The organism is Nocardia tenerifensis NBRC 101015 (assembly GCF_000308715.1).
Classification (GTDB): domain Bacteria; phylum Actinomycetota; class Actinomycetes; order Mycobacteriales; family Mycobacteriaceae; genus Nocardia; species Nocardia tenerifensis.
In genome coordinates this window covers 1-13,776 of the sequence record NZ_BAGH01000055.1, presented here as the reverse complement: position 1 = coordinate 13,776, position 13,776 = coordinate 1, and the positions used below count along the sequence as shown (strand labels likewise).

Below are 13,776 nucleotides of genomic sequence, written 5' to 3'. Positions count from 1 at the left end.
AACATGGGGGACAATTCCTTTCGGTATCCGAGCCGCGGCTCAGATGTCGAGGGTCTCGACGGACGGATGTTCGGTGGGATCGGTGAGCGTGCGGAAAACTCTGGCGGGCAAGCGATCTCGGAGTTCCTCGAACGAATTCGCCACGTCCAGGGTGGAGTCGCTCCAGCGCCGATCGTCGAGTTCGAGGCTTTGGCGCCAGTCCTTGCGGAAGTCCTTGACCCAATCGGACATCACGGCGAAGTCGGTCCAGTCCGTCGCCTGCCTGTGCACCGCGTACTTTCCCTTGCGCCCCAGGTAAACCCGGATCAGTTCGATTCCCGCGGAGGTGAAGTGGGTCGACTCGCCCAGGAGCCGGCCGACGAACCGCTGTGCCCGCCCGCCTCCTGGCCCCACCTTCACCACGACTTCGCGGAATTCCTCCCCCTTGTCGAGACCGACAACCTCGTCGCCTGTACCGGCGTGCCGCGTATCCATGATGGCTCCATTCATATTCAGTTGCGCATGCGCGCATAGGCCGAGTGGGCGACGAACCCCTCGTCAGCCGTCGACCCCCGCAGAGCTGTGTTCATCCCTTACCCCGATGCGCATCAGGCGCTCATTCCGAGCCAACTATATGTAGATGTATACGTATAGCGCAAGACCTGGCGAGAAGTTGGTCTCCAGCTAGCAGTGTTTTGCCATTCGGCAGGTCGCCCGAGGCGTGCGCTCGGTCAGCCGCGGCGTGCGGCGGTCAGCCGAAGCGTGCGCTCAATCAGCAGAGACGGACGGTCGTCAGCCAAGGCGTGCAGTGGTCAGCCGCGAAGCCGGGTGTTGAGCCGGGCGGCCTGCCGGGTGAGGTGATCGCGTTCCGGGAGGCTGTGCGCCGAGTTCGCGGCCTCGGCATAGAGGCGAGCGGCGGTCACCGGGTCACCGTCGCGCTCGTGCAGGTAGGCGGCGACCGCGGCGTAGCGCGGCAGCGCGGGGTCGAGCCGCGCCAGCGCCGCCAAACCCGCGCGCGGGCCGTCCGCCTCGCCGACCGCCACGGCCCGGTTGAGCCGGGCCACCGGGCTGTCGGTGAGACGCACCAGTTCGTCGTACCACTCCACGATCTGCACCCAGTCGGTCTCCTCGGCCGTGCGGGCATCGGCGTGCAGCGCGGCGATGGCGGCCTGGGCCTGGAACTCGCCGAGCCGATCGCGGGCGAGGGCCGCCTGCAGGATGTCGACACCCTCGGCGATCAGCCGGGTGTTCCATCGGCCGCGATCCTGCTCGGCGAGCGGCACGAGGCTGCCGTCGGGGCCGGTCCTGGCCGCGCGGCGCGCGTGGTGCAGCAGCATCAGCGCGAGCAGCCCCGCGACCTCCTCGTGCTTGGTCATCCGCGCCAGCTGGCGGGTGAGCCGGATCGCCTCCGCCGCCAAATCGACGTCGCCCGAGTAACCCTCGTTGAAAACCAGGTACAGCACGCGCAGCACGGTGGCGACGTCGCCGGGCTGATCGAACCGGACGTCGGCGACCGTCCGCTTGGCCCGGCTGATCCGCTGGGCCATGGTCGCCTCCGGCACCAGGTAGGCCTGGGCGATCTGCCGCGTGGTCAGACCGCCCACCGCGCGCAACGTGAGCGCGACGGCCGAACCCGGTGTCAGGGACGGGTGAGCGCAGAGGAAATACAGTCGCAGTGTGTCGTCCTCGACCTCGCTCGGGCCCGGCGGCGGCTCGATCTCGACGCGAATCTCGCGGTCCCGCCGCGAGTTGTCGGCGCGAACGGCGTCGAGGAACTTACGCCAGGCCACCGCGACCAGCCAGCCCTTCGGGTCACGCGGCGGATCGACGGGCCATACCCGCACGGCCTCGAGCAGCGCGTCCTGCACGGCGTCCTCGGCCGCCGCGAAGTCGGCGCCGCGGCGGACGAGGATGCCGATCACGGTCGGGGCGAGGGTCCGCACCAGCGACTCGTCCACGCCTCGCTCACTCCGTGATGGTCGGCGGCGCGGACAAGAGCGGGCGCACCTCGAGCCACTCGTGAATCGGCTTGCCGCCCGCGCCCGGCGCCGCGGATAGTTCGGCGGCCAGTTCGAGCGCCCGCTCGTAGGTCTCGACGTCGATGATCATCCACCCGGCGATGAGGTCCTTCGTCTCCGCGAACGGTCCGTCGGTGACCGGGGGCCGGCCCTCGCCGTCGTAGCGGACGAACGTGCCCTCCGGCGCGATCGCCTGATGCCCGACGAACTCGCCGGTCTCCTCGAGCCGGGCGGCGAAATCCTCCATGTACTGGATGTGCGCCGTGAACTCCTCCGGCGTCCACTGATCCATCGGCACGTCGTTGACCGACGCGGGTGCGCCGCGGTAGTGCTTCAGAAACAGGTACTTGGTCATTGTGTACTCCTCGTGCGGTTCGGCCCATTGTGGCCGTACTCGGTTCAGGGACGGAGCCGAGCGCGAGTTCTCGACATCCTTCGGGGAAGTTCTTTCGGCGAGTTTCGACGAGCCGTCAGGGGCGCTGGTCCCGCTGCTGGATCAGCTCCTCGACCGCGCTGGGCAGGGTCGTCTCGAAGTCGATCAGCTTCACCCAGGTCGGGGTGACGACGATCCGGACCATGCTGGAGTAGAGCGAGCGCACCTCCGCCTCCCAGTGCACCCGCTGCTCGGGCGTCATCTTGTAGGTGCCGCTGCTCTGCAGGTACTCGTCCGGGATGCCGTCGACCACGTCCAGCTCGGCGCGGCCGCGGACGAGCAGGATCTGGGGCGGGAACGCCTCGGTGTCGATGGTCAGGGCGACGGCCGGATTATGGCGCAGGGCAGGCAGTTTGGGGGCGTTCGTCGTCGTGCACAGGACGATCTGCGAGCCGTTCCAGGTGAATCCGATCGGGACGTTGCGGGGTGTGCCGTCCTTGGCGACGTAGGCCAGTCGGGTCAGCTCGCGGGCCAGCAGTTCCTGGCTGAGCGGGCGGTTCAGGATCTCGGCGATCTCGGTGGCGTGCATGGTCGTACCTCCGTTGTCATGGTCTGGTCGCGTGGGCTTACAGACCTGGGACGGAGCCGACCGCGCATTCTCGACATGAGGAAGCGCGCAAATTTTCACCGAGGGACTCGGCAGTGGTTCGTACGCGGTTCAGGCGCCGATGTGGCCGCTGGCCGCCGGTTCCTGCTCGAGCGCGGGACGGCGACGCCCACGCAGAGCGAGCAGCAGGGGCAGACCGAGGCCGACACCCACGCCGAGGGCGGCCGCGGCGCCGAAACCCGCCGGGAAGCCGCCCGCGTCGATGGCGACACCCGCCAGGGAGCTGCCGATTCCGTTGCCGAGGGTCAGGGCGGCGCTGTGCCAGCCGATGGCCTCGCCCCGGCCGCCCTCGGGGACTATTCGGCTCATCTGATCGATGGAGGCGGTAATCGTTGGGGCGCAGCACAATCCGGCGACCAAGCCGGTGATGGCGAGGGAGATCGGGCCGATGGCGAAGGCCATCGGGAGGGTGACCGCACCCAAGCCCGCGAGCAGGAGGTAGGTCGAGATCGGCCGGTGCAGCGCGCCGTAGAAGAGGCCGCCGACCACCGAGCCGAAACCCCAGACCGCCAGGACCACACCGAGCCACTGCTGCGCCCCGAACTCGCGGATCGCCGAGACGAAGGTCAGCTCGGAGGCGGCGAGCACGGCGATGGCCGCGCTCGCCCCGACGCACAGGGCGACGAACTCCATCCGGAACCAGCTGCGGCGCGGGACCGCAACGGAGCTCGCCTGGTCGGCGTCCTCGGCGGAGCGCAGCGGCGGATTGCGCACCCACAGCAGGATGCCCGCGAGCACCAGCGTCATCTGGACGAAGAACAGCACCATCGTCGTCGACCAGATACCCGCGGCGGCGACGCCGACGATCGGCCCGACCATGAAGGCGCACTCGACCGACACGGCCTCCAGGGCCAGCGCGGGCTGCCGGTTCTGCTCGGTGGTCGCGGCGATGACCGCCTGCCGCACCACGGTGAAGATGGGGACGTCGAAGAGGCCGGCGACGGCGGCCAGGACGAGCAGCGGGACGTAGTCGACGAACGGCGCGATCGACCAGCACACCGCGCCGATCAGGATGGACGGAGCGATGGTGCGGCGCAGCCCGAACCGATCGAGCAGCCGCCCGCGCCACGGCCCGCTCAGCGCGATGCACACCGTGACGATCGTGCTCAGCGCACCGGCCTGCACGTACGACCCGTGCAGCGTCTGCACGACGTGCAGTGCGAGCAGCACGGCCCCCGCGAATAACGGGATACGCACCAGGGCCCCGAGCAGCAATACATTTCGCACCGCCGCACTCGACAACACCACCCGATAGGACCGCACCAACCGAGCTTGTCACGCCTCACCGACAAGCCGCCAGCGATTTATCCCATGAATTTTCAGCACGTCCAGGAAACTCGACGACCGCCCAACGGGTAAGGGCTGGTACGCCTTTCGCCCCCAGGCGGGCGACGGGTCAGGCGGCGAGGCCCGCGCGGTCGAGGAGGTAGTCGATCATGGGCTCGTAGTACTCGGGGAAGACACCGTCGTCCAGCGGCACGGTGACGGCGATCTTGCCTTCGGCGTGGCCCGCGAAGAGGGCGGGGTCGTTGCAGTCGGCGAACCCGACTGTGTCGATGCCGGCCTCGCCCGAGGCGCCGGCCCAGCCGTGGTCGGCGATGACGAGGTCGGGCCAGGATCGCGGTTCGGGGGCGTCGTGGAGTTCCTGGAGCATGGCCTGCATCGGGTTCGGGTCGTGGGTGTGCTGCAACCGGCCGCCGGTGCTGAGCGCGGCGACGCCCGAGGTGTAGACGATCTCGCGCACTCGCGATCCGTTGGCCGTGATCACCTGATACGACCAGCCTGCGGCGGGGGTCAGCACGGTGCAGCCCGCGTTGTGCAGCGCGTCCTCGACGGCGCGATAGACGCCCATGAGCGTGGCGGGGTGACCGGTCGCCAGCAGCACAGTCTCTTGTTCGCGCGCGGCGCGCCCGATTCTCGCGCCCATGTCGTCCAGCGCGTCGATGGTCAGGTCGACGCCGATGGTGTCGGCGCCCTGCCGGTGTCGCGGATCGGGATCGACGCCGCACAGCCGGGCCATCATGTCCAGCGTCTCCTCGAAGGTCCAATCCTTCAGCGCCAAGCCGAACTGGTAGCCGGGATCTTTCGCGACCATCCTGCGGTAGTGCGCCAGGTTTCCCTCGCGCGGCGTCGCGACGTCTCCCGCTATCCGCGTCTGCAACAGATGCTTCCGTAGCAGCGCCCGATCATATGGCTGCACCAACAATCCCACCTCCGCATCGGCCGACGCCGCCATCGAGGCCGGGTGCATCGACGCAGTGTCCGTTTCGCCGTCAACTCGACACTACAAGGACGAGCCTGCGCGTGACGGCATCCCGCTCGCGCACTCACCACCACATGCGCTCAGCACCAGCGAAACATTCGCTCTAGCCGCCGGATTCAGACGGTTGCCCGATCCCCCAACTCCAGGAACGGGTTTCGGATCTCGAGGCCGCAGAAGTCACGTCCGTGCTGAAGGTCTTCCGTCAGTAGGTATTTCGCGCCGGAGCGAGACGCGGCCTCGATGATCAGCGCGTCGTACCAGGACACGGTGTGTTGCTCGGCGAGGAAGGACGCGTTCAGGACCATCAGCGGATCCGTATCGCGGATGCACCATTCGCTGTAGAGCGCGATGATTCGACGGAGTTCGGCCGGACTCAACTTCGTCTTGAATTTGCGCGTGGCGACCGAATAGAACTCCTGAAGGACCTGCGTGCTCAGCAAGCCGACTTCGCGGTCCCAGAGATCCGCGAGGACTTCTCGGGCGATCTCGTTGCGTGGGTCGTCGCTTCCGGAGTCGTAGGCGTAAAAGAGGATGTTGGTATCTACGAAGGTTCTTTCGGAGTTCATTGGTAACGTCCTCCAGCACGATCGTAGAGATCTTCGCGCTTCCAGGTGACGGGACCGCTGCCGCCTGTACGCCCCGCCGCCTTCGCCATCAACTCCAACGCCTGAACTTTGGCGGCCTCGTAGCGAGCGGCATCAGCGAGGAGCTCGCGCAACTGTTGGGCCAGAAGCGCGCTGACCGAGGTGCCCCGCCTTGCCGCGACCACTTTGGCCTCCGTGATCAACTCCTCATCGAGCTGTAACGTCACATTTCGTTTGGACATGTCCACAGACTATCACGTGGCCCACGCTAATTACTGTGGAATAGAAGTTTGCAGCGCAAAAACGAAGGCCCGCTTCCCAAGTGGGAAGCGGGCCTTCGACCATGAACCGAAAAGGCTTACTTGGCCTTCTCCAGCACCTCGACCAGACGCCAGCGCTTGGTGGCCGACAGCGGTCGGGTCTCCATCAGCTGGACGCGGTCGCCGATGCCGGCGATCTCGTTCTCGTCATGCGCCTTCACCTTGGAGGTGGTGCGAATGATCTTGCCGTAGAGCGAGTGCCGGTTACGGTCTTCCAGCTCGACGACGATCGTCTTGTTCATCTTGTCCGAGACAACGTAGCCGGTACGAACCTTGCGGCTGTTGCGCTCTTCGACTTTCTGTTCGCTCATGCCGCATCTCCCTTGTCAGCGGGTCCGGAGGCCAGACCGAGCTCGCGCTCGCGCATGACCGTGTAGATGCGCGCGATCTCGTGACGGACCACGCGCAGCCGACGGTTGTTGTCCAGCTGACCCGTCGCCATCTGGAAGCGCAGGTTGAACAGCTCTTCCTTGGAGTCGCGCAGCTTCTGCACCAACTCTTCTTCGGTGAGCTCGCGGAGCTCTGCGGCCGGCGTTTCGGTAGCCATCAGAACTGCTCCTCCCTGGTCACGATCCTGCACTTCATCGGGAGCTTGTGCATCGCGCGGCGCAGGGCCTCGCGAGCGATCTCCTCATTGGGGTAACTCATCTCGAACATCACGCGGCCGGGCTTGACGTTCGCGATCCACCACTCCGGCGAACCCTTACCGGAACCCATGCGGGTCTCGGCCGGCTTCTTGGTGAGCGGGCGATCCGGGTAGATGTTGATCCAGATCTTGCCGCCACGCTTGATGTGGCGGGTCATCGCGATACGCGCCGACTCGATCTGCCGGTTGGTCACGTAAGCGGGCTCCAGCGCCTGGATGCCGAACTCGCCGAACGCCACCGAGGTGCCGCCCTTGGCCATGCCGGAGCGACCCGGGTGATGCTGCTTGCGGTGCTTGACCTTACGAGGCATCAGCATTGCGTCAGCCCTCCTGTGTCTCTGCCGGAGCGTCCACCACCGCGGTGGCGGCGCGACCGGCCTCGGTGCTGGTCGCCGTGGTACCGGCCGAGCCGGACCGACGCGGGCGAGACGGACGCTCGCGGCGCGGACGATCGCGATCGCCGGCCGGCGCGCTGGCGGCGGCGAGCTCACGCTTGCCACCGACGATGTCGCCCTTGTAGATCCAGACCTTCACGCCGATGCGACCGAAGGTGGTCTTGGCCTCGTAGAGGCCGTAGTCGATGTCGGCACGCAGCGTGTGCAGCGGGACGCGACCCTCGCGGTAGAACTCCGAGCGCGACATTTCGGCGCCGCCGAGGCGGCCCGAGCACTGCACGCGGATGCCCTTGACGTTCGGCGAACGCATGGCCGACTGGATGGCCTTGCGCATCGCACGACGGAACGCGACGCGGTTGGACAGCTGCTCGGCCACGGCCTGCGCGACGAGCTGCGCGTCCGACTCGGGGTTCTTGACCTCGAGGATGTTCAGCTGCACCTGCTTCTTGGTGAGCTTCTCCAGCTCGGCCCGGATGCGATCGGCCTCGGCGCCGCGGCGGCCGATGACGATGCCCGGACGAGCGGTGTGGATATCAACACGAACGCGATCCCGCGTCCGCTCGATCTCCACCTTGGAGATGCCCGCCCGCTCCATGCCGGTGGCGAGGAGCTTGCGAATGGCGACGTCTTCCTTCACGTAGTCCGCGTACTGCTTGTCCGCGTACCAACGCGACTTCCAGTCGGTGGTGATACCGAGGCGGAAGCCATGGGGGTTGATTTTCTGACCCATTTACTTTGCCCCTCCCTTCCGGCGGTTGCGAGTTGCTCCACCGGCGGTGGGGATGCTCTCGACCTCGATGGTGATGTGGCTGGTGCGCTTGCGAATTCGGAACGCACGGCCCTGGGCGCGCGGCTGGAACCGCTTCATGGTCGCACCCTCGTCGACGTAGGCCGTCGAGATGACCAGGGTGGACGGGTTCAGGCCGAGGTTGTTCTCGGCGTTCGCCGCGGCGCTGGCCACGACCTTGGCGACCGGCTCGCTCGCGGCCTGCGGCGCGAACTTCAGGATCGCCAGGGCGTCCTCGACTCGCTTGCCGCGGACCAGGTCCACGACGCGACGCGCCTTCATCGGGGTCACGCGAACATGCTTCGCAGTCGCGCGTGCAGTCGGATTCTGAGTGTCAGTCGTCATCGCCGCTTGCTCTTCCGGTCGTCCTTGACGTGGCTCTTGAACGTCCTGGTCGGCGCGAACTCACCGAGCTTGTGCCCGACCATGTTGTCCGAGACGAACACCGGCACGTGCTTGCGACCGTCGTGGACGGCGAAGGTGTGGCCGATGAAATCGGGGATGATGGTCGAACGACGCGACCAGGTCTTGATGACCTGCTTCGTGCCCTTCTCGTTCTGCACGTCCACCTTCGCGAGGAGGTGGTCGTCGACGAACGGGCCTTTCTTGAGGCTGCGTGGCATTTCTTACCTCCTCCTTCAGCGCTTGTTCTTGCCGGACTTGCGGCGGCGGACGATGAGCTTGTCGCTCGGGCGGTTGGGCTTGCGGGTGCGGCCTTCCGGCTGACCCCACGGCGAGACCGGGTGGCGACCACCGGAGGTCTTGCCCTCACCACCACCGTGCGGGTGGTCGACGGGGTTCATCACGACACCGCGGACGGTGGGGCGACGGCCCTTCCAGCGCATGCGGCCGGCCTTGCCCCAGTTGATGTTCGACTGCTCGGCGTTGCCGACCTCGCCGACGGTGGCGCGGCAGCGCACGTCGACGCGGCGGATCTCGCCGGAGGGCATACGCAGCGTGGCGTAGGTGCCTTCCTTACCGAGCAGCTGGATGCTGGACCCGGCCGAACGGGCCATCTTCGCGCCGCCGCCGGGACGCAGCTCCACCGCGTGGATGGTGGTACCGGTGGGGATGTTGCGCAGCGGCAGGTTGTTGCCCGGCTTGATGTCGGCCGTGGGGCCGGACTCGATCGGGGTGCCCTGCACCACGCCCTTGGGCGCGATGATGTAGCGCTTCTCGCCGTCCACGAAGTGCAGCAGCGCGATGTTCGCGGTGCGGTTCGGGTCGTACTCGATGTGCGCGACCTTGGCGGGGATGCCGTCCTTGTCCAGGCGACGGAAGTCGATCAGACGGTAGGCCCGCTTGTGGCCGCCGCCGCGGTGACGGGTGGTGATGCGGCCGTGCGCGTTACGACCACCCTTGCTGTGCAGCGGGCGGATCAGCGACTTCTCGGGGGTCGACCGAGTGATCTCAGCGAAGTCCGAAACGGACGACCCGCGGCGACCCGGGGTTGTCGGCTTGTACTTACGAATTGCCATGAGTTCTTCTCTTCTTTCTGGGGTCCCAGGCGCTTACGCGACCGGGCCTCCGAAGATCTCGATGGGCTTGCTGTCGGCCGAGATGGTCACGAGCGCGCGCTTGGTGTTCTTGCGCTTGCCGTAACCGAAGCGGGTCCGCTTGCGCTTGCCCTGACGGTTGGCGGTGTTGACGCTGGTAACCGTGACACCGAAGACCTTCTCGACGGCGATCTTGATCTGCGTCTTGTTGGAGTCCGGGTGCACGATGAAGGTGTAGGTGCCTTCCTCGATGAGTCCGTAGGACTTCTCCGAGATGACCGGCGCCAGCAGGATGTCGCGGGGGTCGGCGATGGTGGTCACTTGCTCTCCTCCTGTGCCGCCTCGGCGGGGCCGTGCACGAAGGCGTTGAGGGCCTCCACGCTGAACACGACCTCGTCGCTTTCCAGCACGTCATAGGTGTTGAGCTGGTCCGGCGCGATCGGGTGCACGAACTCGAGGTTCTGCACGCTCTTCCAGGCCGCGATGTCCTCACGTCCGAGGACGAGCAGGAACTTCTTGCGGTCCGACAGCTCCGCGAGGAAGCTCTTGGCCGTCTTGGTCGACGGGGTCTGCCCGGCGACCAGTTCGGTGATCACGTGGATGCGCTCGTTACGCGCCCGGTCCGAGAGGGCTCCGCGCAGCGCGGCGCGGACCATCTTCTTCGGGGTGCGCTGGCTGTAGTCGCGCGGCTGCGGGCCGTGCACGGTGCCACCGCCGGTGAACTGCGGCGCGCGGGTCGAGCCCTGACGGGCGCGGCCGGTGCCCTTCTGCCGGTACGGCTTCTTGCCACCGCCGCGGACTTCACCGCGGGTCTTGGTGGAGTGCGTGCCCTGGCGGGCCGCGGCCAGCTGCGCGATGACCACCTGGTGCATCAGCGAGATGTTCGCGGTCACGTCGAAGATCTCCGAGGGGAGCTCGACGGTGCCATTGGTCTTGCCGCCCTGCTCCTTGACCGGAAGGGTCAGGTTGGCCTTCTTCTCCAGGCTGGTCATGCGTGCGCACCACCCTTCACTGCGCTCTTGACGATCACGACGTTGCCGCGGCGACCCGGGATCGCGCCCTTGATCAGCAGCAGGCCGTTTTCGGCGTCGACCTTGTGCACCGACAGGTTCTGCGTGGTGACGCGGTCGTTACCCATGCGGCCCGACATGCGCATGCCCTTGAACACGCGGCCGGGGGTGGCGCAGCCACCGATGGAGCCGGGGCGACGGTGCACGGCCTGCGCACCGTGCGAGGCGCCCTGACCGGCGAAGCCGTGGCGCTTCATGGTGCCGGCGAAGCCCTTGCCCTTGCTGGTGCCCGTCACGTCGACGTAGGTGCCCTCTTCGAAGACGTCGGCGTTGATCTCCTGGCCGACCTCGAAGGTGGACGCGTCGGCGACGCGGATCTCGGCGACGTGGCGGCGCGGCGTGACACCGGCCTTGGCGAACTGGCCGGAGACCGGCTTGTTCACCTTGCGCGGGTCGATGGCGCCGAAGGCGACCTGGACGGCGCTGTAGCCGTCGCGCTCCACGGTGCGGATCTGGGTGATCACGTTCGGACCGGCCTTGATGACGGTCACGGGAACGACGCGGTTCTTCTCGTCGAACACCTGGGTCATCCCGAGCTTGGTGCCGAGGATGCCCGCCGCGGGCCTGTTCTTGTTGTCAGTCATATCTCCAGTCCCCGTCACTGAATGTTGACGTCGACGCTGGCCGGGAGGTCGATGCGCATGAGCGCGTCGACGGTCTTCGGCGTCGGGTCGAGGATGTCGATAAGCCGCTTGTGCGTACGCATCTCGAAGTGCTCGCGCGAGTCCTTGTACTTGTGCGGCGAACGGATGACGCAGTACACGTTCTTCTCGGTCGGCAACGGCACCGGCCCGACCACACGGGCCCCGGTGCGGGTCACCGTCTCGACGATCTTGCGCGCTGACGCGTCGATCGCCTCGTGGTCGTAGGCCTTGAGCCTGATGCGGATCTTCTGTCCCGCCACGCTAAGTGTCCTTTTCTCCGCTTATACCTTCGTGATCCGGAAGCTGGCTTCCGCACCACCCTCTATTTGCACAGCCCGAACACACGAAGACGTCTCACGTGAGACCACGACCGAGCACGCATGCTCGACCCTCGCCGCTGTTCATCTGTCATGGTTCTCCGGTCCACGCGGTCGGGCGTGTCGCCCATCCGCTCATTCCTCGGCCCCGATCGAACTTCATCTAGGCCTGGAACACGAGTCCCGGACGTACCCGCGCCGGACAAACCAGCGAGGTACACGATTGGCACTGCTCGCCCCGCCTAGCCATCCCGCTTCACTCGGAAACAGGCACGGCCCGGTGCAAGGCAACCCGAACAGTATGCCCGACGCGCTCGGCTACTTCAAATCCGCCCCCCGCGAGCGGCTCAGCGCAGGTCATCGCGGTGACACCGAGAACAACGACGGCGGCGGAGCAGCGGTTCCGGGGAACCGCGACAGCCGCCGCCGCTCGTCATTATCAGCCGAGATCCTCGGCCGATCCGATCAGCCGAGCACCTGGAGAATCACGTACCTCGAGCCCGCGAATACGGCGGGGTCGACGACGGCGAGCGAGATCGTCCCGCTCCGCGTGCTCGCGGCCTCGCCGGTGACCCCAGCGAAGTCCAGGTCTTCTTGGTAGCGGATGCCGTCGATTTCCACGCCGCCCTGATAGACCGACTTCTCGTCGACGTAGAAGAGGCCGTCGGTGGTCAGCGGGCCGTTGAGCATCCCGACGAGCGGGCTGCGCTGCAGCGCGACCGTCTCGTTGTGATCGAGGTCGACGCCGAGGTAGATGCCGTCCTCCGGCGCGATCACCGGCGTGAAGGCGGCGGCTTGGCCCGCACCGGCCGATGCCGCGATGGCGGCGCCACCGAGCGCGATGGCCGACGCCGCGACGGCAGTACGAATACCCATGCTTCAGAACTCCCAGTTCCCTTATCCGCCAATGGAAATGGGGACGGCCCCAGCCGCGCCTCAGCTCGGCGCAACCGAACAACATAGCAGAGAACCAGGTAATCGGGACACACCGCGCGACGCTAACTTACTCGGCAGTAAGATGAGCGCATGACGAAAGAGACTGCGACCCTCCGCAGCTGGAAGAAACTGCCGGACAACCGGCTCGGCCACACGCTGTTCTCCCTTGGCATGGTGGCGCGGGTGCCGTACTTCGGCACGGTGCTGCCGAGCGTCGTGCGCCTCGAGCCGGGCCTGTGCGAGGTGACCTCGCCGAAGTGGTTCGGCATCCACAACCATCTCGGCACCTACCACGCCATCGCGGCCTGCAACCTGGCCGAGGTGGCGATGGGCATGCTCAGCGAGGCGACCGTGCCGAGCACCCATCGCTGGATCCCCAAGGCGATGAACGTGCAGTACCTGGCCAAGGCCGAGACCAGCCTGCGGGCGGTCGCGAAGCTGGACGAGATCCCCGACTTCGCGACCGTCACCGAGGGCCGGGACCTCATCGTGCCGGTCTCGATCTACGACAAGCACGGCCTGGAGGTCGTGCACGCCGACATCACCACGTGGGTCACCCCGGCGTAGCCGCCGTTCAGCAGGGCAGGGGGCGGTTGTCGTTGGCCAATGCGCTGAGCACGGCCGCGGCGGCGCGCGTATCCCCCAGCAGCCCACTGTGATTGGCGATATCGGTCGGGCAGCCGTCCTGCAGCCAGATATTGCGATTGTCGCCGGTGGGCGCGGACAGCAGCGCGGTCTCCTGCGGGGTGATGATCTCGTCGGCGCGGGAGGCGAGCGCCGTGTACCGGACACCGGGCACGGTCTCGCCTCCCGCGTTCAGCCGGTTCAGCAACGGTGACCCAACCACCTGCTGCTGACCCGGAGTTCCGAAGACCTGGGCGGCGATCTGCGCGTTCTCCAGACCGAGCGAGGCGAGGTCCGGATAGTTCGTGCGCAGCCCGGCCCAGGTGGAGCCCCGATACGGGGTGCCGAGGGTGATCACCTGCGTCACGGCCTCCGGGCCGTGCGCGCGCAGGTATTGCCGGATCACGTTGCCGCCGGTGGAGTGGCCGACGAGCGCGACCTGGCGGGCGCCGGTCGCGGCGCGCACGGCCTGCACGACATCGCTCAGCTCGGTGGCCATGCGGTCGATGTCGCCGACGCCGTAGATGGTGCGGCCGAGCATCGCGGCACCGACCGGGCCGACACCCATGGATCCGGAGCCGGCCTGGCCGCTCACGACGTCACGCAGGCCCGGCGTCGGGCCGAGATTCGCGGCGAACACGCAGTGCCCCTCGGACC

At 67.1% G+C, this 13,776-nt stretch carries 22 protein-coding genes; 1 reads left to right on the top strand and 21 read right to left on the bottom strand.

Annotated features, from left to right (window positions below; genetic code table 11):
* Positions 1 to 39: 39 nt before the first annotated feature.
* The 20 genes from ON39_RS04680 to ON39_RS04585 all read right to left on the bottom strand — a co-directional run bounded on the left by ON39_RS04680 (position 40) and on the right by ON39_RS04585 (position 12,435).
* Entirely contained in the window at positions 40 to 474 is a 435-nt protein-coding gene (locus ON39_RS04680; RefSeq protein ID WP_051186305.1) for an EXLDI protein, read from the bottom strand.
* 317 nt (positions 475 to 791) lie between these two features.
* Positions 792 to 1,937 (bottom strand): RNA polymerase sigma factor, encoded by a 1,146-nt coding sequence (locus tag ON39_RS04675; protein ID WP_040731358.1) that lies wholly within the window; start codon positions 1,935 to 1,937, stop codon positions 792 to 794.
* 7 nt (positions 1,938 to 1,944) lie between these two features.
* Positions 1,945 to 2,352, bottom strand: a complete 408-nt coding sequence (locus ON39_RS04670) for a YciI family protein (RefSeq protein ID WP_040731357.1) — start codon at positions 2,350 to 2,352, stop codon at positions 1,945 to 1,947.
* Positions 2,353 to 2,467: 115 nt separating this feature from the next.
* On the bottom strand, positions 2,468 to 2,959 hold the full coding sequence (locus tag ON39_RS04665) for a pyridoxamine 5'-phosphate oxidase family protein (protein WP_040731354.1): 492 nt from the start codon (positions 2,957 to 2,959) through the stop codon (positions 2,468 to 2,470).
* 129 nt (positions 2,960 to 3,088) lie between these two features.
* Entirely contained in the window at positions 3,089 to 4,264 is a 1,176-nt protein-coding gene (locus tag ON39_RS04660) for an MFS transporter (RefSeq protein ID WP_246002844.1), read from the bottom strand.
* Between the two features lie 169 nt (positions 4,265 to 4,433).
* Positions 4,434 to 5,237: a phosphatase gene (locus tag ON39_RS04655; protein WP_040731395.1), complete on the bottom strand. Its 804-nt coding sequence runs from the start codon at positions 5,235 to 5,237 to the stop codon at positions 4,434 to 4,436.
* Positions 5,238 to 5,416: 179 nt separating this feature from the next.
* Positions 5,417 to 5,866, bottom strand: a complete 450-nt coding sequence (locus ON39_RS04650; RefSeq protein WP_040731351.1) for a PIN domain-containing protein — start codon at positions 5,864 to 5,866, stop codon at positions 5,417 to 5,419.
* Positions 5,863 to 6,126: a DUF6364 family protein gene (locus ON39_RS04645; RefSeq protein WP_040731393.1), complete on the bottom strand. Its 264-nt coding sequence runs from the start codon at positions 6,124 to 6,126 to the stop codon at positions 5,863 to 5,865. Before ON39_RS04645 ends, ON39_RS04650 begins: the two co-directional genes overlap by 4 nt.
* 116 nt (positions 6,127 to 6,242) lie before the next feature.
* Positions 6,243 to 6,515: a 30S ribosomal protein S17 gene (rpsQ, locus tag ON39_RS04640; protein ID WP_040731348.1), complete on the bottom strand. Its 273-nt coding sequence runs from the start codon at positions 6,513 to 6,515 to the stop codon at positions 6,243 to 6,245.
* Positions 6,512 to 6,751 carry a 50S ribosomal protein L29 gene (gene rpmC, locus ON39_RS04635; protein WP_039822417.1) on the bottom strand — a complete coding sequence of 80 codons (240 nt, stop codon included), beginning with the start codon at positions 6,749 to 6,751 and terminating at the stop codon, positions 6,512 to 6,514. The genes rpsQ and rpmC overlap by 4 nt, the downstream gene beginning before the upstream one ends.
* On the bottom strand, positions 6,751 to 7,167 hold the full coding sequence (gene rplP / locus ON39_RS04630; protein WP_025347180.1) for a 50S ribosomal protein L16: 417 nt from the start codon (positions 7,165 to 7,167) through the stop codon (positions 6,751 to 6,753). Before rplP ends, rpmC begins: the two co-directional genes overlap by 1 nt.
* Before the next feature lie 4 nt (positions 7,168 to 7,171).
* Complete coding sequence (rpsC, locus tag ON39_RS04625) at positions 7,172 to 7,975, bottom strand: 30S ribosomal protein S3 (protein WP_040731339.1); 804 nt, start codon at positions 7,973 to 7,975, stop codon at positions 7,172 to 7,174.
* A complete protein-coding gene (gene rplV / locus ON39_RS04620; RefSeq protein WP_040731338.1) occupies positions 7,976 to 8,377 on the bottom strand; it encodes a 50S ribosomal protein L22 in 402 nt (133 codons plus the stop codon).
* Complete coding sequence (gene rpsS, locus ON39_RS04615; protein WP_019045020.1) at positions 8,374 to 8,655, bottom strand: 30S ribosomal protein S19; 282 nt, start codon at positions 8,653 to 8,655, stop codon at positions 8,374 to 8,376. The genes rplV and rpsS overlap by 4 nt, the downstream gene beginning before the upstream one ends.
* 15 nt (positions 8,656 to 8,670) lie before the next feature.
* Entirely contained in the window at positions 8,671 to 9,510 is an 840-nt protein-coding gene (rplB, locus tag ON39_RS04610) for a 50S ribosomal protein L2 (protein WP_040731337.1), read from the bottom strand.
* A 33-nt stretch (positions 9,511 to 9,543) separates the two neighbouring features.
* The gene (gene rplW, locus ON39_RS04605; protein ID WP_040731336.1) at positions 9,544 to 9,849 is read right to left on the bottom strand and encodes a 50S ribosomal protein L23; all 306 of its coding nucleotides are present in this window, start codon (positions 9,847 to 9,849) and stop codon (positions 9,544 to 9,546) included.
* Entirely contained in the window at positions 9,846 to 10,520 is a 675-nt protein-coding gene (rplD, locus tag ON39_RS04600; protein WP_040731333.1) for a 50S ribosomal protein L4, read from the bottom strand. The genes rplW and rplD overlap by 4 nt, the downstream gene beginning before the upstream one ends.
* Positions 10,517 to 11,182 carry a 50S ribosomal protein L3 gene (gene rplC / locus ON39_RS04595; protein WP_040731331.1) on the bottom strand — a complete coding sequence of 222 codons (666 nt, stop codon included), beginning with the start codon at positions 11,180 to 11,182 and terminating at the stop codon, positions 10,517 to 10,519. Before rplC ends, rplD begins: the two co-directional genes overlap by 4 nt.
* Before the next feature lie 14 nt (positions 11,183 to 11,196).
* Positions 11,197 to 11,502, bottom strand: a complete 306-nt coding sequence (rpsJ, locus tag ON39_RS04590) for a 30S ribosomal protein S10 (protein ID WP_003938093.1) — start codon at positions 11,500 to 11,502, stop codon at positions 11,197 to 11,199.
* A 522-nt stretch (positions 11,503 to 12,024) separates the two neighbouring features.
* Positions 12,025 to 12,435 carry a hypothetical protein gene (locus ON39_RS04585; RefSeq protein ID WP_040731330.1) on the bottom strand — a complete coding sequence of 137 codons (411 nt, stop codon included), beginning with the start codon at positions 12,433 to 12,435 and terminating at the stop codon, positions 12,025 to 12,027.
* Between the two features lie 150 nt (positions 12,436 to 12,585).
* On the opposite strand from ON39_RS04585, the gene ON39_RS04580 reads away from it, so the two are divergent.
* Positions 12,586 to 13,062 carry a hotdog fold domain-containing protein gene (locus tag ON39_RS04580; RefSeq protein ID WP_040731328.1) on the top strand — a complete coding sequence of 159 codons (477 nt, stop codon included), beginning with the start codon at positions 12,586 to 12,588 and terminating at the stop codon, positions 13,060 to 13,062.
* A gap of 7 nt (positions 13,063 to 13,069) precedes the next feature.
* Here the strand turns inward: ON39_RS04580 and ON39_RS04575 are convergent.
* Positions 13,070 to 13,776: lipase family alpha/beta hydrolase (locus ON39_RS04575; protein WP_051186303.1), on the bottom strand; the 707-nt coding region annotated here is incomplete at its 5' end.